15 protein-coding genes are annotated in these 22,137 nt (G+C 40.9%); 5 read left to right on the forward strand and 10 right to left on the reverse strand.

Annotation, left to right across the window (positions count from 1 at the left end; genetic code table 11):
• Positions 1-33: 33 nt before the first annotated feature.
• On the reverse strand, positions 34-1,026 hold the full coding sequence (locus tag H7T99_RS00100) for a LacI family DNA-binding transcriptional regulator (protein ID WP_037600629.1): 993 nt from the start codon (positions 1,024-1,026) through the stop codon (positions 34-36).
• Between the two features lie 184 nt (positions 1,027-1,210).
• On the opposite strand from H7T99_RS00100, the gene H7T99_RS00105 reads away from it, so the two are divergent.
• From H7T99_RS00105 to H7T99_RS00125, 5 genes are all read left to right on the forward strand, one after another.
• Positions 1,211-2,458 (forward strand): extracellular solute-binding protein, encoded by a 1,248-nt coding sequence (locus H7T99_RS00105; RefSeq protein WP_037600628.1) that lies wholly within the window; start codon positions 1,211-1,213, stop codon positions 2,456-2,458.
• A 114-nt stretch (positions 2,459-2,572) separates the two neighbouring features.
• Entirely contained in the window at positions 2,573-3,931 is a 1,359-nt protein-coding gene (locus H7T99_RS00110) for a carbohydrate ABC transporter permease (protein ID WP_021144179.1), read from the forward strand.
• Positions 3,931-4,767 (forward strand): sugar ABC transporter permease, encoded by an 837-nt coding sequence (locus H7T99_RS00115; protein WP_021144180.1) that lies wholly within the window; start codon positions 3,931-3,933, stop codon positions 4,765-4,767. The genes H7T99_RS00110 and H7T99_RS00115 overlap by 1 nt, the downstream gene beginning before the upstream one ends.
• A gap of 15 nt (positions 4,768-4,782) precedes the next feature.
• Positions 4,783-5,919: an ABC transporter ATP-binding protein gene (locus H7T99_RS00120; protein ID WP_002890942.1), complete on the forward strand. Its 1,137-nt coding sequence runs from the start codon at positions 4,783-4,785 to the stop codon at positions 5,917-5,919.
• Positions 5,920-6,078: 159 nt separating this feature from the next.
• Positions 6,079-6,171 carry a type I toxin-antitoxin system Fst family toxin gene (locus tag H7T99_RS00125; protein ID WP_004182539.1) on the forward strand — a complete coding sequence of 31 codons (93 nt, stop codon included), beginning with the start codon at positions 6,079-6,081 and terminating at the stop codon, positions 6,169-6,171.
• A 135-nt stretch (positions 6,172-6,306) separates the two neighbouring features.
• Here the strand turns inward: H7T99_RS00125 and H7T99_RS00130 are convergent, their stop codons facing one another.
• The 9 genes from H7T99_RS00130 to H7T99_RS00170 form a co-directional block, all read right to left on the reverse strand.
• A complete protein-coding gene (locus H7T99_RS00130) occupies positions 6,307-6,495 on the reverse strand; it encodes a twin-arginine translocase TatA/TatE family subunit (RefSeq protein WP_002890941.1) in 189 nt (62 codons plus the stop codon).
• A 12-nt stretch (positions 6,496-6,507) separates the two neighbouring features.
• On the reverse strand, positions 6,508-7,236 hold the full coding sequence (gene tatC, locus H7T99_RS00135) for a twin-arginine translocase subunit TatC (protein WP_037600627.1): 729 nt from the start codon (positions 7,234-7,236) through the stop codon (positions 6,508-6,510).
• Complete coding sequence (locus H7T99_RS00140) at positions 7,223-8,908, reverse strand: FTR1 family iron permease (protein ID WP_037600626.1); 1,686 nt, start codon at positions 8,906-8,908, stop codon at positions 7,223-7,225. The genes tatC and H7T99_RS00140 overlap by 14 nt, the downstream gene beginning before the upstream one ends.
• Positions 8,886-10,091, reverse strand: coding sequence for an iron uptake transporter deferrochelatase/peroxidase subunit (gene efeB, locus H7T99_RS00145; protein ID WP_037600625.1), 1,206 nt, complete (start codon positions 10,089-10,091; stop codon positions 8,886-8,888). Before efeB ends, H7T99_RS00140 begins: the two co-directional genes overlap by 23 nt.
• A gap of 5 nt (positions 10,092-10,096) precedes the next feature.
• Positions 10,097-10,969, reverse strand: a complete 873-nt coding sequence (gene efeO, locus H7T99_RS00150; RefSeq protein WP_037600624.1) for an iron uptake system protein EfeO — start codon at positions 10,967-10,969, stop codon at positions 10,097-10,099.
• 248 nt (positions 10,970-11,217) lie between these two features.
• Positions 11,218-14,931: a pullulanase gene (locus H7T99_RS00155; protein WP_037600623.1), complete on the reverse strand. Its 3,714-nt coding sequence runs from the start codon at positions 14,929-14,931 to the stop codon at positions 11,218-11,220.
• 116 nt (positions 14,932-15,047) lie between these two features.
• Complete coding sequence (locus H7T99_RS00160) at positions 15,048-18,389, reverse strand: GBS Bsp-like repeat-containing protein (protein ID WP_195950590.1); 3,342 nt, start codon at positions 18,387-18,389, stop codon at positions 15,048-15,050.
• 272 nt (positions 18,390-18,661) lie between these two features.
• On the reverse strand, positions 18,662-20,419 hold the full coding sequence (gene lpdA, locus H7T99_RS00165) for a dihydrolipoyl dehydrogenase (RefSeq protein WP_155123970.1): 1,758 nt from the start codon (positions 20,417-20,419) through the stop codon (positions 18,662-18,664).
• Positions 20,420-20,599: 180 nt separating this feature from the next.
• Positions 20,600-21,988 (reverse strand): dihydrolipoamide acetyltransferase, encoded by a 1,389-nt coding sequence (locus tag H7T99_RS00170; RefSeq protein WP_037598831.1) that lies wholly within the window; start codon positions 21,986-21,988, stop codon positions 20,600-20,602.
• Positions 21,989-22,137 lie beyond the last annotated feature (149 nt).

Here is a 22,137-nt window from a genome sequence, read left to right on the forward strand (position 1 = left end):
ACTTGGATGCTCCTTAACCTATTAGGGATAAGTTCAGACGCTTTCTCTTTCTATAAGTTTAAATGGAATAATGACTTTTTGCGACTTAATCTTAGTCGCTTTAAGAATCCCAAGAAGGTTTTGAACACTTTCTTTAGCTAGTGCCTGAATATTAATGTCAAATGTGGTCAAGAAAGGATGCATGATTTCAGCAAAAGTCGAATTATTGAAAGAAATAATGGCATAATCTTCAGGAACTCTAAATCCTTGGTTGTTTAACCATTGAATGAGACGAAGGGCAATAAGGTCATCCTTAACAATCAAAGCTGTCGGAGAAAATCTTTCCAATACCTTTTTAAAAGTCTCGATTGTTCGAGCTGAAAATACAAGTTCAGGTAAAACATCCAAATTTAGATTGTCTGCCGCTTCCTGATACCCTTGATAACGTTCCTGTCCTACTTGCCCAAATAAATCGTCTGTGACAAAACCAATCTTTCGGTGACCTTTTGCCTGTAAGTAGTTCACAGCTTCATGACCTAATTCCTTATTATCATTATCAATATAGGTTACTTTATTTTCATTATCCACTGCTGCTCCAACCACTACAAAAGGTACTTTTTGTTTTAATAAGTAATCTTTAACCGGATCTTTCTTTTCTGAATAGAGAATTATAAAGCCATCTGCCCGTTTTTGGCGATGCATGAGCTCAACTTGCTTGACTAATTCCTCTAGAGTAGCACCCGTAGCAATACTAACGACCTGAGAATGACAACTAGCCTCTTCATTGATTGCTGTTAAAATCTCCATATAGAAGGGCTGGCTGATATTTTCACGGTCTGTTAAGGGAGGAAGAACAACACCTAAACTATGAGTTAAGCCTGTTGCCAACATTTGTGCTGCTGAGTTTGGTACGTAACCTAATTCTTCCATAGCTGCTCTTACTTTAATTTTTGTTTCTTCTGATATAGCCGAGTTATCCTTTAATGTCCTACTTACCGTTGATGGGCTGACTCCAGCCTTCTTAGCAACATCTTTAATTGTAGCCATTATGTCCCTCTCATTCTCATAAATTTTTCTTTATAGTCGTAAAATATAAGAACAATTATAAACTAGATGGGTGTTTTATGCAATCGTTTGCAAAAAAAAATAATTTTTTTTACAAAATACTTGACAGATTGTGGAAACGGTTGCATAATGATTATCGTAAACTAAATTTCTGGAGGAAATAGAAATGAAAAAATGGCAAAAGGTATTACTTGGTAGTGCTGGATTACTTGTGGCTGGATCGCTCTTGGTAGCTTGTGGGTCAAACTCAAGCAAGAGCTCAAGTTCAGATAGCAAGACTTTGAAACTTTGGGTACCAACTGGCGCTAAGAAATCTTACTCAGATACAGTAGCACAGTTTGAAAAGAAATCTGGTTACAAAGTTGATATGGTTGAAATGGAAGATCCAAATGCTCAAGAAAACTTGACTAAGGATGCTTCTACTGCTGCAGATGTCTTCTCACTTCCACATGACCAACTTGGTAAATTGGTAGACGCTGGAGCTATCCAAGAAATCCCAGAGCAATACTCAAAAGAAATTGCTGATCAAGATACTGATCAAGCTACTGTAGGTGCTCAATACAAAGGTAAAACTTACGCCTTCCCATACGGTATCGAAACACAAGTTACATACTACAATAAATCTAAACTTAACGAAGAAGATGTTAAATCATATGAAACAATCACTTCTAAAGCTAAATTTGGTAGCAACTTGAAAGAAGTTAATGCTTATGTAACTGGTCCTCTCTTCCTTTCAGTTGGTGACACACTCTTTGGCCCTAAAGGTGAAGATGTTAAAGGGACTAACTGGGGCAATGAAGCTGGTGTGAACGTTCTTAAATTCATCGCAGCTCAAAAAGACAACAAAGGATTTGTTAATGTTGATTCAGCTAACATGATGGCTAAATTCGAAGATGGTTCTGTTGATGCTTTCCAATCAGGACCATGGGACTACGCTGCAGCTGCTAAAGCTGTCGGTAAAGACAATCTTGGTATTGCTGTTTACCCAACAGTTAATATCGGTGGTCAAGACGTTCAACAAAAAGCCTTCATGGGTGTAAAACTTTACGCAGTTAACCAAACACCATCTAAAGGTAACGCTGAACGTATTGCTGCTTCTTACCAATTGGCACAAGCTTTGACAAGCAAAGACAGTCAAAATAACCAATTCACTAATGAAGACCGTCACATCATCCCAGCCAACAAAGAAGTTCAAGCTTCTGAAGCTGTTCAAAAGGATGCACTTGCACAAGCTGTAATTACTATGGGTTCATCTGAGCAGTACACAACTGTTATGCCTAAACTTAGTCAAATGTCAGTCTTCTGGACTGAAAGTGCTGCTCTTATGAGTGACGCTTATAACGGTAAAATCAAGGAAGACCAATTCCTTACTAAATTACAACAATTTGATAAAGATTTGGCAGCGGCTAAATAAGAATCCTAACAATGACAAGGTAAAGAGGTGGGTCAAGTTCCTATCCTCTTTATCTTTTATTTGTAGACAAAATAGAAACCATCACTAATCACACATTTATCTGAGGAGATATCTATGTCACAAACAATCTACGACACAACTCCTATGCGCCAAGTCTTCAAAGAAGGTACATGGGATGTCAAATTATCCTTTCTGGTAATGGGATTAGCAAACTTGGTTAACAAACAGTTTACCAAGGGATTGCTTTTCCTCCTTTCTGAGATTGCCTTCTTAGTAGCATTCGTTATCCAAATTGTCCCAGCTCTTCAAGGAATGATTACTTTGGGAACTCAAGAACAAGGTGAGGCCGTTAAAGAAGTTAATGGCGTTAAACTTACAGTTCAGGTTGCTGGAGATAATTCAATGCTTATGTTGATTTTTGGACTTGCCTCATTAATCTTCTGTGCAGTCTTCGCTTATATTTACTGGTGTAATCTTAAGAGTGCTCGTCATCTCATGGCTCTCAAACAGTCTGGACGTAAAGTTCCTAACTTTATCGAAGACTTCAAGACCTTGGCTGATGGCCGTTTCCACATGGGTCTTATGACTGTCCCACTGATTGGAGTTTTGCTCTTCACAATCTTGCCTTTGATCTACATGATTTGTTTGGCCTTTACTAACTTTGACCACAATCACCCAGCACCTAAATCACTCTTTGACTGGGTTGGTTTCTCAAGTTTTGGTGAAGTCTTACAAGGTCGTATGGCTGGTACTTTCTTCCCACTTTTGACATGGACCTTGATTTGGGCCGTTGCTGCAACAGCAACTACTTTCTTCTTCGGTATTGTCCTTGCCCTCTTGCTTAACACTAAGGGCCTTAAATTCAAGAAAGTATGGCGTACACTCTTTGTTATCACTATCGCCGTTCCTCAGTTTGTATCACTTCTTTTGATGCGTAACTTCCTTAATGACCATGGACCTTTGAATGGTTTGCTTCAAACCTTGCATATCACTAATGGACCTATTCCATTCTTAACTGATCCTCTCTGGGCGAAGTTATCTATTATCTTTGTTAATATGTGGATTGGTATTCCATTTACAATGTTGGTCGCAACTGGTATCATCATGAACTTGCCAACTGAGCAGATTGAAGCAGCTGAAATTGATGGAGCAAGTAAATTCCAAATTTTCAAGAGTATCACTTTCCCACAAATTCTCTTGATTATGGCACCATCATTGATTCAACAATTCATCGGTAATATCAATAACTTCAACGTTATCTACTTCCTTACTGGTGGTGGACCTAAAAATTCTGAATACTATCAAGCGGGTTCAACTGACCTCTTGGTAACTTGGCTCTACAAACTGACTGTTAGCGCTAAAGACTATAACTTGGCATCTGTTATCGGTATCTTGATTTTCGCCATCTCTGCAACATTCAGTCTCTTGGCCTACACAAGATCATCTTCATTCAAGGAAGGGGCTGCTAAATAATGAAACGTAAGAAAAATCTTTACCTAACTGGTACTTATATTCTATTGACAGTTCTAGCTGTTATCTGGTTGATTCCTATTATCTGGATCTTCCTTACAAGTTTCCGTGGTGAAGGAGCCAATGCGGTGCCTTACTTCTTCCCTAAGACTTACACATTTAATAACTACATCAAACTATTTACCAGCGATGCTTATCCATTTGGAAAATGGTTCATCAATACCTTCATCGTTGCCACATGTACATGTATCCTCTCAACTTTGATTACCGTTGGGATGGCCTACTCACTTAGCCGTATTAAATTCAAACACAGAAATGGCTTCTTGAAATTGGCACTTGTACTTAACATGTTCCCTGGTTTCATGTCTATGATTGCGGTCTACTATATTTTGAAGGCCCTTAATTTGACACAAACCTTGACATCTTTGGTTTTGGTTTATTCTGCTGGGGCAGCACTTGGTTTCTACATTGCGAAAGGTTTCTTTGATACCATTCCCTACTCATTGGATGAATCAGCAATGATTGATGGGGCAACTCGTCTTCAAATCTTTACCAAGATTACCTTGCCACTTTCTAAACCAATCATCGTCTACACTGCCCTCATGGCCTTCATGGGACCTTGGGTAGACTTCATCTTTGCATCTGTTATCCTTGGTGACGTTAAAGATAAATATACCGTTGCCCTTGGACTCTACCAAATGCTTAACCAAGACGCTATCAATGAATGGTTCCTTCCATTTACCTCAGGTGCTATTATCATCGCCATCCCAATCACCCTTCTCTTTATCTTCATGCAGAAATACTATGTTGAAGGTGTAACCGGCGGATCAGTTAAATAATAAAGGATAAATGATATGACAACTCTTAAACTGGATAAAATTTACAAAAAATACCCAAATGCAACTCACTACTCTGTTGAAGATTTCAGTATCGACATCAAAGACAAGGAATTCATCGTTTTCGTAGGTCCTTCAGGATGTGGTAAATCAACAACTCTCCGTATGGTTGCTGGTCTTGAAGAAATCACTGAAGGTAAACTCTATATTGATGGTGAAGTGGTTAATGACAAATCACCAAAAGACCGTGACATTGCCATGGTATTCCAAAACTACGCACTTTACCCACACATGACTGTCTATGAAAATATGGCCTTTGGTCTTAAACTTCGTAAATATAAAAAAGACGATATCGACAAACGTGTGCGTGAAGCTGCTGCTAGCCTTGGGTTGACTGAGTTCTTAGATCGTAAGCCGGCAGATCTTTCTGGTGGTCAACGTCAGCGTGTAGCTATGGGACGTGCCATCGTTCGTGATGCTAAAGTCTTCCTCATGGATGAACCTCTCTCAAACTTGGATGCTAAACTTCGTGTCACTATGCGTGCTGAAATTGCTAAAATTACTCGTAATATTGGCGCAACAACTATCTATGTTACTCACGACCAAACAGAAGCCATGACTCTTGCTGACCGTATCGTTATCATGAGTTCTACTAAAAACCCTGATGGTTCTGGTACTATCGGTCGTATCGAACAAATTGGTACACCTCAGGAACTTTACAATGAACCAGCCAACAAATTTGTTGCTGGATTTATCGGAAGTCCTGCTATGAACTTCTTCAATGTTAAGGTTGATGGCAACCGTATCACTAACTCTGAAGGCTTGGATATTGCAATTTCTGAAGGTCAAGCTAAAATCTTGAAAGAAACAGGTTATCAAGGCAAAGAAGTTATCTTTGGTATCCGTCCTGAAGATGTTTCAAGCCGTCCAATCGTTCAAGAAGTATATCCAGATGCCAATGTAGATGCTGAAGTCGTCGTTTCAGAGCTCCTTGGTGCAGAAACAATGCTTTACCTAAAACTTGGAGAAACTGAATTTGCTGCCCGTGTTGATGCGCGTGACTTCCACAATCCAGGTGAAAAAGTAAATCTTACTTTCAGTGTTGCAAAAGGTCATTTCTTCGACGCTGAGACAGAAAAACGTATCAGTTTGTAAAATAAAAAAATCAGCTCAAGAAGGCTGATTTTTTTGTATGGCATGATCAAACTACCTTTTAACTTTTACTTCCTGACACTCACTAAACAACTCTCTCAATCTATGATATAATATCCCTTGGCACCTCGACACCGCCTACGAAGGGAGGTGAGTTTGCCTATGATGGATTTACTATTCAAAACTATCATCGGACCTATTGTGGTCGGTGTTATCCTTCGTCTGATCGACAAGTGGTTAAACAAGGATAGATAGTGCTAAAAAAGACCCCGAGCTTATGTGGAAGTTAGCTTGGGGTCTTTTCTTGCCTATGATATAGACTTACTATTCAATACAAGTGTATTATGTCACAAAAGCTTAGAATTGTCAAGAAAATAGAGTATCTAGGAACTAGTCTTTCTTCCCAGTCTCTTGATCCTTTTTATCTTCATCAGTCTTATTTACAGCTGCTTTAAATTCGGCTAGCATTTTACCGATGGATTGCCCGAGTTCTGGCAAGCGTTTAGGACCAAATATGAGGAGGGCTCCTAGGACAATAATGATAAGTCCTGGGGCTCCGATATCACGTAGAATTCCCATGAGATTTCCTTTCTATTTATCTTTATATTTTCTTTGTTTACGTTTATAAATGAGCTTACTTAGAGTTACGCTAACTTCATAAAGCAAGATTAAGGGTGCCGTCATGGCCAGGTCACTGATAAAGTCAGCTGGTGTTAGAATGACCGCCAAAACTAAGAGAATAAAGTAAGCATAGCGTCTATAGTGTGTCAGAAAAACTGGTGTTATTATGCCGATAGATGTCAAAAAACTCACAACTACGGGAAGTTCAAAGAGAACAGCCAAAGGCACTGTCGTATGCAGTAAGAAACTAAGGTAGTTCTGTGCTGTAATTTGTGTATTAAAGAGCCCTTCGCCTAGTTTTAAAAGCACTTCTAAGATAGCTGGACTAACAAAATAATAACCAAAAGCCAAACCCAATACAAAACAGACAAAAGTTGCTGGGATATAAGCAAAGATAGCACGCGCTTCATTGTCCCTCAAACCTGGTTTCACAAACTGCCAAATCTGGTAGGTGGTGAAAGGCAAAGTGACCGTAAAAGCCATGAGACTAGCCAAGTTAATGTAAATCCAAAGAATATCGTTAGGCCCTAGAACTAATAAAGGCTTGTCAAATCCTCTGGTTAGATAAGCATAGAGCTCCCCAGCAAACAACAGAGTAATACAAAAAACTAGGAAAAAGCATAACACTACTGCAATGAAACGTCTCCGAAATTCCACCAGATGCTCAACAATAGTCATCTCATCTTTATTTCTTGCCATGCTGTTTCACCGTCACAAAGACAATAATAGCAATAAAGATAAGTTGTGGAATCAAGACTTCCCAGCTTGGATAGATACCAGCCCAATCAATGGTTGGGAAACCACTAATCAAATGATTAGACATCATATTAGTCAACTGAAGGGCATGAACACTGACACCGAGCATCTTGAAGGCCAAGGCATAAATCAACCAAGTCAAAATAAAGAAAATGCGGTGCGGTTTAATATAGTGACTCGCTTTAGTCATAGCCACAGCAATGATAATAAGAACTGCAATGGCTGAAGCAATACCAATCAAGAAATTAGCTGTCGTGATACGTGGGACAATACCGACATAGAAAAGAATAGTCTCGGCACCTTCACGGAAGACAGCCAAGAAACTGAGGGCAAACATGGACACAAAGCTTCCAGTAGCCGTCACCGTCTTCATCTGGCGGTCCATAAAGTCATTCCACTGTTTGACTGAAGACTTGCTATGGAGCCAAATTCCAATCAGAATCATCATCGCAACTGCAAAGATACCAACGCCACCTTCAATAATTTCACGGTTAGCTCCCGAGGTCACAGCTGGAAAGACAACTTGTAAGATAACAGCTATAACTGCGCTGGCAATAACACCAGCAATGGCTCCGCCATAAACCCATTTGAGTCCCTTACGCATCTTGGCTGCCTTAAGAGTTGTCACAAGTGCCATAACAATGAGGAGGGCTTCAACCCCTTCACGTAAGAGAATCAACATGGCATCAAAGGCATTATAAGAAGCACTTGTATCAATAGCAGATAGGTCTGTAATCAAGGCTTGCAGTTTGTCCTGGTAAGCTTTTTCTTTTCCCTTAACCATGATAACAGGTGTTTCACTTTCCACACGCGTATAAAGGCTTGGATTAGTTGTGCTTACATCGCCTTCAATGGTTGGCCAGATAGTGATGAACTTCTTCATCGTTGCCGCAGCCGTTTTTTCATCACCCGCTTGGAATTGAGCTAGAGCCTTTTCCAAGAGCTTAATACCATCTTTTAGGGTTAAACTTGAGCTTGTGCTATCAAGAGGGACACCCTTGATAAAGTCATCAATCCCACCCTTGAGATCATCATAAGATGACTGGATGCTGGTGAAATCAGTAGGCTCCGTCTCAATGCTACTTCGCAAAAGTGAAATGGCCGTCTCAATCTTGCCGTAGTAGGCAGTACTGTGGTCACGGACAACAGCTTCATTTCGCGTCCAAGCATTATTTAATTCACTGTAAGTTTTGCGTGTTGCAGTCAGGTCTTTGGCCGTAATGGCATCCTGTAAGTTTTTGAAATAAGGCTCTAGGCGTGTTTCAAGTTTTTCCTTTTCGGCATCTAAATCAACAGGATTTTGCTCTTTCTCAAATTTAAGAAGGGCTGACGAAATGGAGGTTAGGTCCTCTTCTGTCACGTCACCCTTAATATCAAGAGCCTTGCTAACTTTTTTACCTGCCTTGGAATCGTGATTTTCTTTAGTTTCGAAATCAGTCTTAATCTCAGCAACCAATTCCTTAGCTTTAGCTTGATCTTTATTTTGAACAGCTGTGGTGGCATCTGTGATTTTGATATAGAGGTCACTATATGATTCAGCAGCTACTGGATAGGTCCAGAATAAGGCTAAAAGTCCAAGCAAAACGAGGAGTTTATTCAAAGAGTGCTTGACCAAGGTAGCCTCCTTTCTCCACCCCAGCAAAGCAAGCAAAGAGCCCGCTTCCGATATGGGTGATGTACTCGTTCATCTTGTCAACAGCACCAAGATTGGTCTGAATTTTAACAAAACGGTCTGGATCCTTCTGGTAGGCAATGAAAATCAAACCTGAATCAAACTGGCCAGTTCTCTCATCAATGCCATCTGAATAAGAATATGAACGACGTAAGATAGGAAGGTCTACTTCTTTTGCCAAACGCACATGCGAATCGACTGGTAATTTTGACAAATCTACTTCATCAAACTCATCTTTCTTACCAAAGGGAGCGCCTGATTCCTTGTAACGACCAAAGGTGTTTTCCTGCTCTTGCAAATTAGTACGATCCCAAGTTTCAAGGTGCATCTGTACCAGACGAAGAGCCATATAAGAACCACCCTTCATCCAATCTTTACTATCAGTCCAGACAACCTTGTCGAATTCCTTTTCCGTCGTAACATTAGCAGTACCATCCTTGAAGCCAAAGAGATTTCGAGGCGTTTCCTTACGGTCTCCGATAGCTGCAAACCCTGATTTGCTCCACTTCATGGTGATTTTATTACGACCTTTACGAATCAGATTGCGGACAGCGTGGAAAGCTACTTGTTCATCATCTGCACAGGCTTGAATAACGATATCTCCACCCGTATACTTGTCCTGCAACTGCTCCTTAGGAAATGGAGGCAAATCACGGAAGAGCTTAGGACGTTTGGATTCTAAACCAAGTTTTTTAAGAAAATCAGCCGAAACTCCAAAAGTCAGACTTAGGCGATAGGGATTGAGTCCCACCGTTTCGCCTGTATCCGTAGGAGGCAAGAGGGCATTAGAACCATCTTTTTTGACTAACTCTCCTTCGACCAATTTACTACTATAATCGGTCCAGTCTTTAAAAAGCTGGATGACTTCTTTTTTATCGGTTGTATGAAGATCTAGCACCACCAAGTAGCAAGCCTTCTGCATAGGAGTCGTAATCCCAGCCTGGTGCTTGCCAAAGAAGCTAATATCTTCATCACCATCATAAGCCTTTTTACTTGAACTATCCTGATTAGCGAAAAAAGCAGATGCACCAGAAAGACCAAGCGCAAGCCCAGCCCCTCCAATACCTGCTTTTTTAAGAAATTCACGACGGTCCATTTTTTGATCTAAAAATTTTTCGTCAGTCATTTTTCTTATTTCCCATCTAGGATAACACCCATTTGTGATAATGGTTCACCAAGTTTAGTTACAGCTTCGGCCAATTCCTTAGTATCTGCCTCACTCAAATCTGTATAAGACTTATAGTTTTTCTCATCAGTCATGTGTTTGTCCAAAAGACCATTGACATTCTTGAATTCAGTTTCCAGAGTCTTAACAAGTTTAGCATCTTTCTTTTGGATCAACGGCTTGAAAAGTTCAAAGATTTTTTCCGCTCCCTCAATATTGGCACGGAAGTCGTAAAGATCAGTGTGTGAGAAGACCTCTTCTTCACCTGTAATCTTTTGAGTTGCTACCTCGTTCAGAAGGTCAACAGCACCTGTCAACATGATATCTGGGGTAACTTTAACAGTTGCAATTTTAGCTTTGAGTTCCTTAATATCGTTAACCAACTGATCTACATAGGCAGCTGTACCCTCTGTCGTGTTGTCTTGCCACATGATACGTTCGATACGGTGGAACCCTGACCAACCGTCTTCTGATTTATTTTCGTCCATGTAATCAACCAAACGGTAGTCGATTTTCACGTCAGACTCACCAAAGCTTTCTGCAATCGGCTCTGAACGCTCGTAAGCCATACGAACCAATGGGTATTGTTTCTTAGCTTCTTCAAGATTTCCTGACTTGAGGGTTTCACTGAATCCTTCAGTATCTTTCAAAAGCTGATCAATTTCACCTTCTACGAAAGTCTTATAATCACTTGTGGCCTGCTTCAATTGCTTTTGCTCACTGGCTGTGAGTTTTGAGCTAGTTGAACTTGAATTACTTGAATTACCAGATTTGGCACAAGCCGTCAATAAAAGTCCTGATGCCAAAAGAACAACACCAAGTTTGCTAAGTTTTTTCATGAATGTCTCCTATTTTCAAGATAGTGTTCGACATTTGTCGTTATATATGAATCGTTTATTTTTTCTATATGAAAAACGAACGATGATAAGTCAATAATGATCTCTCATATGTAAGAGAACATATCTAAACTAACAGAAGAAACCAGCACTGTCAACGGTTTTAGGCTATTTAAGAACTATTCTAAAGAGCAGATAAGAATGATTCTAAATAAAAGAAAAACAACAGGAAATAACCTGTTGTCACTTATTTATTTCATCCGTCGTTTTCTAAGGAATCCTAGGCTAAGAATGCTTAGAAAACCTGCTAAAAAGAGTCCACGATTTGTCTTTTCACCAGTAGATGGCAGTTGCTTATCAGTTTGACGACTAGCTTCAGTCTTAGCCTGACCATTGTCACGATTAACAAGTTCAGCATCTCCAACAAGGTCCTCTTTACCTGAAGCCTTGACATTTGTTTTTGTTGACTCAGTATCTCTATCAGCAAATGACCCGGTCTTTTCAGAAGGCTGATCTACTGCCTCAGTTGGCGTCTGAGCATTAGTCAAACGAATAATAGTCGCTGTTAGTGGATCCAAGGTCAAAATGTGATTGTTGATTGTCACACCTGATAACTCACTAATTCCAGATAAATTGACTTGACTGCCATCTGCCAAAACCAGATAGGATAGGCCATTTGTAATCTTGCTCAAATCAAACTGACGAGCCTTGCTATCAGCATTGACATAGACAAGGTAACGGTCTCCATTCGAAGCAACAGTTTGGTATCCCAATACCAAATCTTCTTGAGCGACATTGTCCTGACCAGGAACTGTCAATAGCGTTAGACGTGCATCTACATCTGCTTTTGATTTGAAATTGAAGGCATCTGTCGACTTACGTAAGGCGATCAAACCTTTGGTAAAGGCGCGAGTTTTCGTATTTTCTGGGAATGCCTGACTATCAGTTGCTTTAGTCCAATCAAAATGATTGACGGCATCACTAGAATCATAAGAATCATGGATAAAGTAAGGATAGTCAAATGGATTGCCCTTTTCATCAACTAAGAGATGTGACTTATTCGGCACCTTGTCCTCAGACACAGGATAACGGTAGGCAGAATCACGGAACTGTTTGGTGCGGCCGTATTCCTGACCAGAGTGAATAAATGGTGTTCCCTGAGCAGTCAAGACCATGAGGTTTCCTAGACGCAAGCGACGATGAATTTCAGCATTATTCTCAGGCTTGCTTGGATCCTTCTTGATTGATTGGGCAATAATATCAAAAAGGGTCAAATTATCGTGAGCAGCAATATATTGAATCACATCACCTGGAGAATCAGCCTCGAAGTTAGTTGGTTGTGCCTTGATATTGTCAAAGACCTTATTAATATCACGTTTGCCACCTGTGATAAAGGCAGGTGTCCCCTCGTTTGGATAACCTGATTTGAGGGTGTTTCGAATATCGTCTGAAAATACAGCTACGGTATCTGTGTCTTTCATCCAAGACTGATCGGCAGGCTGAACAGGGCTATTTTCATCGCCAGTATAAGTCACCCAGCCCTCACCAAGCATAATAAGGTTTGGATTTAGAGTGCGTGCTGTATGATAAGCTTGCTCGATACTTTCAGCATCATGGTCACCCATCATATCAAAACGGAAACCATCCACCTTGTATTCCTTAGTAAGATAAGCAATCGAATCAACCAAGACACGACGACTCATATAGTGAGTCGTGCCTAGACGACCCCCTCCAAAACTCGAACGAGGAGTGCCATCAGCATCCATAAAGTGATAATAATTTGGCTCAAGGTCTTCAAAAATAGCTGTCTTCGCTGTATGATTATAGACCACATCCAAGATAACGCCCATACCGTGGGCATGAATAGCAGCAACTAAATTCTTGAATTCTTCGATACGTTTAGCTGGTTCATTTGGTTTTTCAGAATACATCCCCGTCAAAGAGAAATAGTTTTGTGGATCATAGCCCCAGTTGTAGTTACTATCACTTGATGCATAGGCATCCAAACGCTTCCCATTTTGGATTTCATTGACAAAATAGTAGCTTAATACTGGTAAAAGCTGGATATGGGTAACCCCAAGGTCTTTAAGATAATCCAAACGCTCTGCAAAGGCTGCAAAAGTACCAAACTGATGCTTCAATTCAGCTGAGATAGCCTTATCAGAGGTAAAATCTCGGACATGAGCCTCATAAATGATGGCATCTTCTCGAGATTTAAAGTTTGGAATCTTAGCGTAGTCAAGATCTTTTGGTCCATAATTAGAAGGATCTACAAAGGCAGCCTTGGCAATCTTGTGTTCAGGTCCCTTGCTGGCATCGTCACTATTCCAAGCAGCCAAAGACTTAGCATAAGGATCCAAAACGATTACAGACTGATCACCACGTTTAATGCGATATTGATAGAAATAACCTGTTAAGTTTTCCAAACCAAGATCAGTCGCAAGCAAGTCAGCTTGCCAAGTACCTCGAGGTCCTTGGCTTAGGGCATGTTCAGCAAGAACCATGTCTTGATTATTCTTATCATAGACAATGATATCTACTTGATCTGCACTTGGTGACCAAAGTGTCACATGTGCCTTAGTACCATTCTCTTGAAGACGAGCACCCAATTCACCATCGTAACTGTAGAGCGCATCCTTCAATTGCCAACTCTCAGACGTTTTAAAACTATCATTGCCCAAAGTGACCTTGTAAGGCAAATTTTCCGCAGCAAAATCACCTATTAGTGTAGCTTTTTTGAGTTTAGCATCCAAGTCAAGCTGTTTAAGAGTTGCACTGTTACCATCCTTGTCTGTCACCTTTAGGTCTTTGAGAATATCCTCAGATGAAACATCTTCTAAATTGGTGAAGCTAAGTTCGATTTGGCTTGGACTAAGCTGCTGAGCTCCAGTCAAACGCACATCCTTAACAAAATAAGGGTTGGTGTAGACTGTCGTATCAGTATCTCGTACGAAAAGCTGACGAGTTTTTTTCAAGTCACTAAATTTATAATCATTTGGTTGAATTTTCACATCATCTCCTGTTTTGCTCTCATCTAAGAGTAAAAATCCGATAGATTTAGCAGCCTCGGTTAGCGGAATGTCTAAATAAGCACCATACTTACCATTTGGTTGGAAATTGACACCATCAGGCCAATTACTTGGGGCATCCTTTACATCTCCCCAATACCATACAGACTTATTACTATAGTCGCCATCCGTACGGAAATAATTAATACGAACGTGATCTTGAGGGATAGGTTGATAACTGTAAACTTGGAAATCCTTGTCAATCCAAGCCTCATTCATTTGAGGGCTAAGAATTTCTACTGCTTTATCCCCTGAAAGGTTCGTTCCAGCGGCATTATTAATAAGGAAGCTAAGTTTTTTAGGTGTTGAAGACAACTTCACATCCAGGTAAACACCATAATCATCCTGTTTCACTTCTGCAAATGAGGTTGCTCCTGTTGGCCAAGCACCTTTCTGAGATGATGGCGTCTCCACATCGTCCCAAGTCCAAAGCCCAAGTGATGCCTTATCCTGACTTGGCAACTCTTGGAAATGCAAGCGAATAGTCCCCTCAGCAATAGGTTCCTCAGATGCATTAGTGAGAGCTTGACTATTATTAGTACTTACTGTTTTTGGCGTGTTTTCGCTAGTTTCAGTTAGCTTGGAAGGCTCAGTACGGCTAGTATTTTCTGCTGGAAGAGAAACTGGCTCATTTTCCTTGGACACTGTGCCATTCTCAGCTGTTAGAGGAGCTGTTGGCGATTCAGTTACTAGACCACTGGTGGTAAGACTAGAATCAGCTGACTCTACCTGTGTACTTGAGGCAGGTGTTGACACTACTTCTTCTGCCTTGACTCCATTAGTAGCAGCAAAGCTCAAAAAAACAGCTCCAATGGTTACAGAAGCCAACCCTAACTTGTACTTGCGAAGACTATAACGAAGGACTTTTTCGTCATTAGTTTGAGTATTCCTTTTCATACTAACTCCTTTTGTTAACGTTTTCATGTTTTTTAATATACCATTTAGATTAGATTTATGCAAGCGTTTTCGCTCTTTAAAAATAAAAAAGAGAACCATAAGATTCTCTCAATCTATTAATTATAAATAGAATAGTAACGCTTAATCCCTGCCACAATTGCGTTAGCTAAAGTCTCCTGATAAGCAGAGGTACTCAAACGAGCTGCTTCTTGTGGATTTGACAAGAAACCAAGTTCAAGGAGAACTGCTGGCGCTGTCGTTTCACGCAAGACTGCAAAGGTTTGACGTTTCACGCCCTGATTCTGAGCGCCAGTCGCATTAATAAGACTGGACTGGATGGCATTGGCCAAAGTGTCACTCATACTCAAACGAGTCGGATTAGCATGGTAGGTCGCATTAATGCGTGATGGGTATTCTGCATAAGGTTGGTAATAATAGGTCTCGATTCCCTGTGCTGCTGAACTGCCTGAAGCATTGATGTGGATACTTACGAAGATATCTGATTCAGAGGCATTAGCTGCACGAGAGCGATCCGTCAAATCAACATAGGTATCGCTGGTACGCGTGGTCACAACTTGATAACCTTCTGATTCTAGTTTAGCTTTCACACGGCTTTGGATGGCCAAAGTCAAGCTCTTTTCAGAAATACCAAAGTACGAAGCTCCTGGATCATAGCCACCATGGCCAGCATCGAGATAGACAATCTTATTTAAAACATCGTAGTTTCCTCTTGATGCCGAACCGATTTTCTTAGGGGCTACCACATCAGCTGAAGTTGCGCCAAAGCCGATATTCTTACCAGAAGCATCAACAATATAGCCATGAACGACATACTTGCCTGAATTCCACTTGTGCTGACTAGCTGAAATAGTCACCTTGTAGGAACCATCATCCTGTTTTGTGGCATTATGCCAAACAAGATCATCCTGACCATTTTGCTCAGACCAAACTGGGATAACCACACCTGAAATACCGCTTGGATTCGTCAGATTGGTGATAAAAACATCAAAAGTACCAGTATCATTATTGTTATTAACAACTGAAATAGTACCGACTGGCTTATTATGTTTTACGTCTACAATGGTTTCAGTGACATAATGACGTTGGTTAGCATTATCTACGATGTAAACGTCAGCACGGTAATTTCCTAGTGAATTCTTATGCTCACTAGACTTGATTGTTACACGATAACTACCATCAGATTGACGACTAGCCTTATGCCAAACAAGATCGTCTTGGCCATTAACGAGACTCCATGAAGGAACTAAAACTTCCTTAACCCCATTTGGTGCTACGATATTGCGGATAACAGCGTCAAAAGTACCTAAATCAGCATTATTATTTTCAATAAAGAGGCTTGCACTAGGACGAGTTTGAGTAACTTCTACCACTTTTTCAGTAAGGTAAAAACGTTTGTTAAAGTCATCTACAAGGTAGGCATCGGCACGGTACTTACCAGTTGAATTCTTATGATCCGTTGCTTTGATAGTCACTCGGTAAGAACCATCGGCTTGACGAGTTGCCTTATGCCAGATAAGGTCATCTTGACCGCCAGCTAAACTCCATGAAGGAACAAGAACCTCTTTCAAACCTGTAGGAGCAACAATATTACGAACAACGGCATCAAAAGTACCTGCCGCAGTATTGTTGTTTTCAATCGTAAGGACACCACTTGGTCGAGCATAATCAACAGCCACTACTTTTTCAGCAATATAATGGCGATTGTTAGAGTTATCCACGATATAAGCATCGGCACGGTAATTTCCTTTAGTGCCCTTATGCTCACTTGCCTTAATGGTTACACGATAGCTGCCATCAGTTTGCTTAGTCGCCTTATGCCAAATAAGATCGTCTTGACCATTTTCAAGACTCCATGATGGCACCAAAACTTCTTTAACACCTAGTGGTGCTGAGATATTAGTGATAACGGCGTCAAAAGTTCCAGCCTTAGCATTATTGTTTTCAATAGCAAAATTTGCTTTAGGTTTCAACTGCTCAGGTGTCTTACCAATGAAGACTTGCGTAGTTGTTCCACCAACACCCGTCAATTGACCATCTTTTTGAACATAATAAAGGTGGATATTATAAAGCCCTGTCGAGTTTTTATGAGCTGAAGCCTTAACGTTTACTGTATAAGTTCCACTATTTTGACGGTTAGCCGTATACCAGATAATGTCATCTTGACCATTAATTTCTGACCAAATTGGAACAGAGACTGTTTCAACACCATTTGGTGCTTTGACATTAGAGATGACAACATCAAAGCTACCAACAGTTGGATTATTGTTGACAATAGAAATGGTTCCACTCAAATTGCCTTGAGTTGCATCAACCTCAGCACTAGCATTAGCTGTGAAACGTCCTGTATAATCCACGCTGTGGTCGAAGACATGTTTACTTGGCAAGAGATTAGCCGTAGCTGAAAACTGCCATGCACCAGTTTTGGCATTATAGCGCATGTTTTTGGCACTCGTTGCTGTAAGAGTTGATGATGGGTACTGTGCGACCCAGAAATTTTCGATACCAAATTGAGAGGTTGAGACAGGTCCACGGTAGCCTAGATTATTCTCATCCAACCAGCTAGCACTTGTGTAGAACATCAAGTTGTTGTATCCATGCTTACGCATTTCGTTAACCCACGCTTGAGTGTTACGGTTGATATTTGGAAGCATCTTAGAGTCTTCGAAATCGTTAACCATAACAGTGCTCTTTGAAAGGTTAAGGTTTTGTGCAGCTTGAATGAAGAAACGAGCTTCTGCGCGGGCCTCTTCCTCAGTCGTGTAACGAGAAAAATGATAGGTTGATACTTGAAGACCCGCGATTTGCGCATTGCGAACTTGTGACGCTGCCTTAGGATTATTGTACCAAGTATCCTCAGTCAACTTGACTACGACCCCACCAACACCTTGGCGTGCAAGAGCACGATAGTCATCTACACTGATTTCACCATTATGGCTGCTGACATCGATAAAAGTCTTCGGTTGCACCTTAAGGGTTGGAGAAGGAACATCCGTAGAATTCGTTAATTTAGCAGGTGTTGCTACAGTGCTGTTTGACGTTTCAGAATTTGTCGCACTTGTAGAAGCAGTTCCACTTTCTGAACTTACTACAGAAGTCGCAACTGAATTTGATGTTGCAGTAACAGTAGAGTTAGCTACCGAAGTTGATGCCGTTGCCGTTGCAGCCTCGGAACTCTGTGAAGCAGGAGACGTAGATACCGCTGGAGCACTAGCTTTTGCCACTTCACTCGAAGCTGCGGGTGCTGAAACCGTTGAACTAGGAGTTACAGGTAAGGCTGCTTCTCCACCAAAAATCTCAGCCGCTGTTGCAGGTTGATACTGATTTCCTTCAGTAATAGAAGGCGTTTGTGTCGCCACTTCGTCTGCTTGAGCAACCTGAGTAGTTACAGCCAAGAGAACAGCCGCACTGGCATAGTAGATAAAATCTTTCGTTCGCATTTAACTTTCCTTTTGCATTTGTAATACTTGAACCATTTTACCACAGAAAAACTCTCGTGGAAAGGTTATTATTAAAAATTTTCTAAATAAAATAGAAATATTATAAAATTATAAACGCTACTAAAATAGCGACTTATCTTATTTGAAAACCCTTTAACTAACTATTCGTACTTAACACAAAAAATGCAAAGAAATTTACGAGATTTATCTAAAGATGAAAATTTGCGACAAAAGAAAAATCCTCGAACATCTGTCCGAGAATTTTATCCGTATTATTTACGCTTTGGTGGGTTATGGATTGCTTCTCCAAGTACGTCAGCAAAGGCTTCGTACATGTTTTCAGAGAAGGTTGGGTGACCGTGGATAGATTGCAAGAGCTCATCTACAGTCAATTCATTTTCCATAATTGTTGACGCTTCGTTAATCAATTCAGCTGCAGCCGGTCCAATGATATGAACACCAAGGATTTCATGGTACTTCGCATCTGCAACGACTTTAACAAAACCTTGAGCTTCGTTTGAAGCAATAGCACGTCCATTACCAGCAAAGCTTGATTTACCAATGAGGACATCACCATATTTAGCGCGTGCATCTTCTTCAGTAAGACCACACATTGCGACTTCTGGATGTGTGTATACAGCAGCTGGTGTGTAGTCAAGGTGAGCCTTACGAACGTTACCATGCATAGCATTTTCAGCTGCAACTTCACCCATACGGTAAGCAGCGTGAGCAAGCATCTTAGTTCCGTTTACATCACCCGGTGCATAGATACCAGGGATTGATGTTTCTTGATAAGCATTCACTTTGATACGACCACGGTCTAATTCAAGGTTAAGATTTTCAAGACCATCCAACTGAGGAACACGACCGATTGAAAGAAGGGCGCGATCAGCTACAATCTCTTCACCATTATTAAGTTTAAGGGTCAATTGGTTGTTGGCTTCAACAATTTCAGAAACACCAACAGAAGTCATGATCTTCATACCCTTCTTAGCAAGGATTTTTTGAAGTTCAAGTGATACTTCTTTATCCATAGCAGGGATAATGCGGTCAGCCATCTCAACAACAGTTACTTCTACACCGTATGAAGCATAAACAAGACCAAGTTCGATACCAACGACACCACCACCCATAACAGCAAGTGATTTAGGTAATTCACGCAAGTCAAGGATATCATCTGATGTCATCACAAGTTGTGACTCAATTCCAGGGATATTGATACGTGAAACTTTTGATCCAGTCGCAAGGATAATATTACGTCCCTTGATTGTTTCTGAACCAATAGTAACTGTCTTATCTGGGTTAACTTGACCAAGACCATTGAAAATAGTAACCTTGTTAGCCTTCAAAAGACCTTGAACACCACCAGTAAGTGTCTTAACAACAGAGTTCTTAAAGTCAACAGTCTTATCCATATCGATAGTGTAGTTTGTTGACGCTAGGTTGATACCACGACCTGCAGCAATCTTAAGCCCATCAAGGATTTCTGCATTTTTAAGGTAGGTCTTAGTTGGAATACATCCTTTATTCAAACATGTTCCACCAAATTCAGATTTTTCAATGATAGCAACCTTACCACCAAGTTGTGCCCCACGAATGGCAGAATAGTAACCAGCAGGACCACCACCGACAACAATAATATCGTACTCATTGTCAGCAAGCGGTGCTTTTTCTGCAGTAGCTGCAGGAGCAGCTGGGGCAGGAGCTTTAGGAACTTCAAGACCAGCAGATTCTAATTGAGCAGTTGCTTCTGCAACAGGTGCACTGGCTGCATTATCAGCCACAACTTCACCCTCTGCTCCAATATAACCAATAACCTCAGTAACTGGTACAGTTTCACCAGCCTGACGGGTAATCTTCAAAAGAACACCAGAATCTTCTGCTTCAAGTTCCATGTTCGTTTTATCTGACATGATTTCAAGAAGGATATCTCCCTCATTAACCACATCACCCTCTTGTTTCTTCCACTCGATGATTTCACCTTCCTGCATGTCCACACCAAGCTTAGGCATAATAATCTCAAAAGCCATATTTTATGATACTAAGAACGCTAAAATGCGACAGAATTTTAGGAGTTTTACGTTAGTGTGCTTGCACACAAGTAAAACTATCTAAATTCCGAAGCATTTCGTTCGAGTTCAAATCAACTCAAACGCTTTAACGCCCTCTCCTTTCTATTTTAAAACTTCAGTTTTCAGATATTTTTTTACTTAAATCAACAATTCCATTGGATTTTCAATCAAATGTTTTAAATCAACCATGAATTTGGCACCATTCATACCATCTACAATACGGTGGTCAATAGTCAAGCATAGCCCCATGATTGGACGTACGACAACTTCACCATCAACAACAACCGGTGTCTGAATAGTTGCTGAAACACCAAGGATAGCTGAGTTTGGTTGGTTGATAATTGGGTTAAATGACTTGGTTCCAAACATTCCCAAGTTAGTGATAGAGAAAGTAGAACCTGACATTTCTGCCGCCTTCAATTTACCAGCCTGAGCTTTCTTGATGACATCCTTAGAGGCCACCACAAAGTCAGACAAACTCATCTTATCTGCACCATGAACGACCGGTACAATCAAGCCATCATCGAGACCAACAGCAATACCGAGATTAACAAATTTGTGTAATTCGATATTTTGCGCATCATCAATCAAGGATGCATTGAGGTAACGGTGTTCGTCTTTCATAAGGGTACGCACAACTGCCAAACCAATCAAATCAGTGAAGGTTACCTTCATGCCAGTCTTATTCATGATTGGATCAAGGACTTGCTTACGAAGAGCCATAAGGTTAGTCATGTCTACGTCATAGTTAAGGGTGAAGGTTGGCGCAGTTAAGTAAGAGTGCGTCATTCCCTTAGAGATAGCCTTACGCATAGCAGACATTGGGATAACTTCCACACCTTCTGGCAAGACTTTTTCTGGCTTAGCTTCAACCACAGGTGCAGCTGCAGCTTCCTTAACTTGAGCTGGGGCACTGATTGCAAGGACATCTTCCTTGGTAATCTTACCACCAAAGCCTGTTCCAGATACGGTAGCTAATTCAATACCAAGGTCCGCTGCAATCTTACGTGCCAACGGAGTTGCCTTAGGTTGAGCACCCTTAAAGTTCTCAACGTCATCAGCATGAACACGACCTTTTGCTCCAGTTCCTGGAACTTGAGCGAGGTCAATCCCCAACTCACGCGCTACTTTACGTGCTTTAGGTGTTGCACGTACTTTGCCACCTTCGTGTACGACAGGGGCTTGGGCTTGTGCTGCCACTACAGGTGCTTCCACAGTAGCAACTTCTTCAACTTGCGGAGCAGCTTCTGCAGCCGGTGCGCTCGCAGCATTATCAGCCACAACTTCACCCTCTGCTCCAATATAACCGATAACTTCAGTAACTGGTACTGTTTCACCAGCTTGACGGGTAATCTTCAAAAGAACACCAGAATCTTCTGCTTCAAGTTCCATGTTCGTTTTATCTGACATGATTTCAAGAAGGATATCCCCCTCATTAACCACATCACCCTCTTGTTTCTTCCACTCGATGATTTCGCCTTCCTGCATGTCCACACCAAGCTTTGGCATAATAATCTCAAAAGCCATATTTTATGATACTAAGAACGCTAAAATGCGACAGAGTTTTAGGAGTTTTACATTTAGTGTGCTTGCACACAAATAAAACTATCTAAATTCCGAAGCATTTCGTTTGAGTTCAAATCAACTCAAACGCTTTAACGCCCCCTCCTTTCTAC

The organism is Streptococcus sp. 17.1 (assembly GCF_016648655.1).
GTDB lineage: Bacteria > Bacillota > Bacilli > Lactobacillales > Streptococcaceae > Streptococcus > Streptococcus salivarius_E.

Excerpts from the sequence above, each read along its gene's own strand:
- H7T99_RS00125 (WP_004182539.1), top strand. The coding sequence starts at position 6,079 with ATGATGGATTTACTATTCAAAACTATCATCGGACCTATTGTGGTCGGT.
- H7T99_RS00100 (WP_037600629.1), bottom strand. The coding sequence starts at position 1,026 with ATGGCTACAATTAAAGATGTTGCTAAGAAGGCTGGAGTCAGCCCATCA.
- H7T99_RS00120 (WP_002890942.1), top strand. The coding sequence starts at position 4,783 with ATGACAACTCTTAAACTGGATAAAATTTACAAAAAATACCCAAATGCA.
- tatC (WP_037600627.1), bottom strand. The coding sequence starts at position 7,236 with ATGGCAAGAAATAAAGATGAGATGACTATTGTTGAGCATCTGGTGGAA.
- H7T99_RS00105 (WP_037600628.1), top strand. The coding sequence starts at position 1,211 with ATGAAAAAATGGCAAAAGGTATTACTTGGTAGTGCTGGATTACTTGTG.
- efeB (WP_037600625.1), bottom strand. The coding sequence starts at position 10,091 with ATGACTGACGAAAAATTTTTAGATCAAAAAATGGACCGTCGTGAATTT.
- lpdA (WP_155123970.1), bottom strand. The coding sequence starts at position 20,419 with ATGGCTTTTGAGATTATTATGCCTAAGCTTGGTGTGGACATGCAGGAA.
- H7T99_RS00170 (WP_037598831.1), bottom strand. The coding sequence starts at position 21,988 with ATGGCTTTTGAGATTATTATGCCAAAGCTTGGTGTGGACATGCAGGAA.
- H7T99_RS00115 (WP_021144180.1), top strand. The coding sequence starts at position 3,931 with ATGAAACGTAAGAAAAATCTTTACCTAACTGGTACTTATATTCTATTG.
- H7T99_RS00160 (WP_195950590.1), bottom strand. The coding sequence starts at position 18,389 with ATGCGAACGAAAGATTTTATCTACTATGCCAGTGCGGCTGTTCTCTTG.
- efeO (WP_037600624.1), bottom strand. The coding sequence starts at position 10,969 with ATGAAAAAACTTAGCAAACTTGGTGTTGTTCTTTTGGCATCAGGACTT.
- H7T99_RS00110 (WP_021144179.1), top strand. The coding sequence starts at position 2,573 with ATGTCACAAACAATCTACGACACAACTCCTATGCGCCAAGTCTTCAAA.
- H7T99_RS00130 (WP_002890941.1), bottom strand. The coding sequence starts at position 6,495 with ATGGGAATTCTACGTGATATCGGAGCCCCAGGACTTATCATTATTGTC.
- H7T99_RS00155 (WP_037600623.1), bottom strand. The coding sequence starts at position 14,931 with ATGAAAAGGAATACTCAAACTAATGACGAAAAAGTCCTTCGTTATAGT.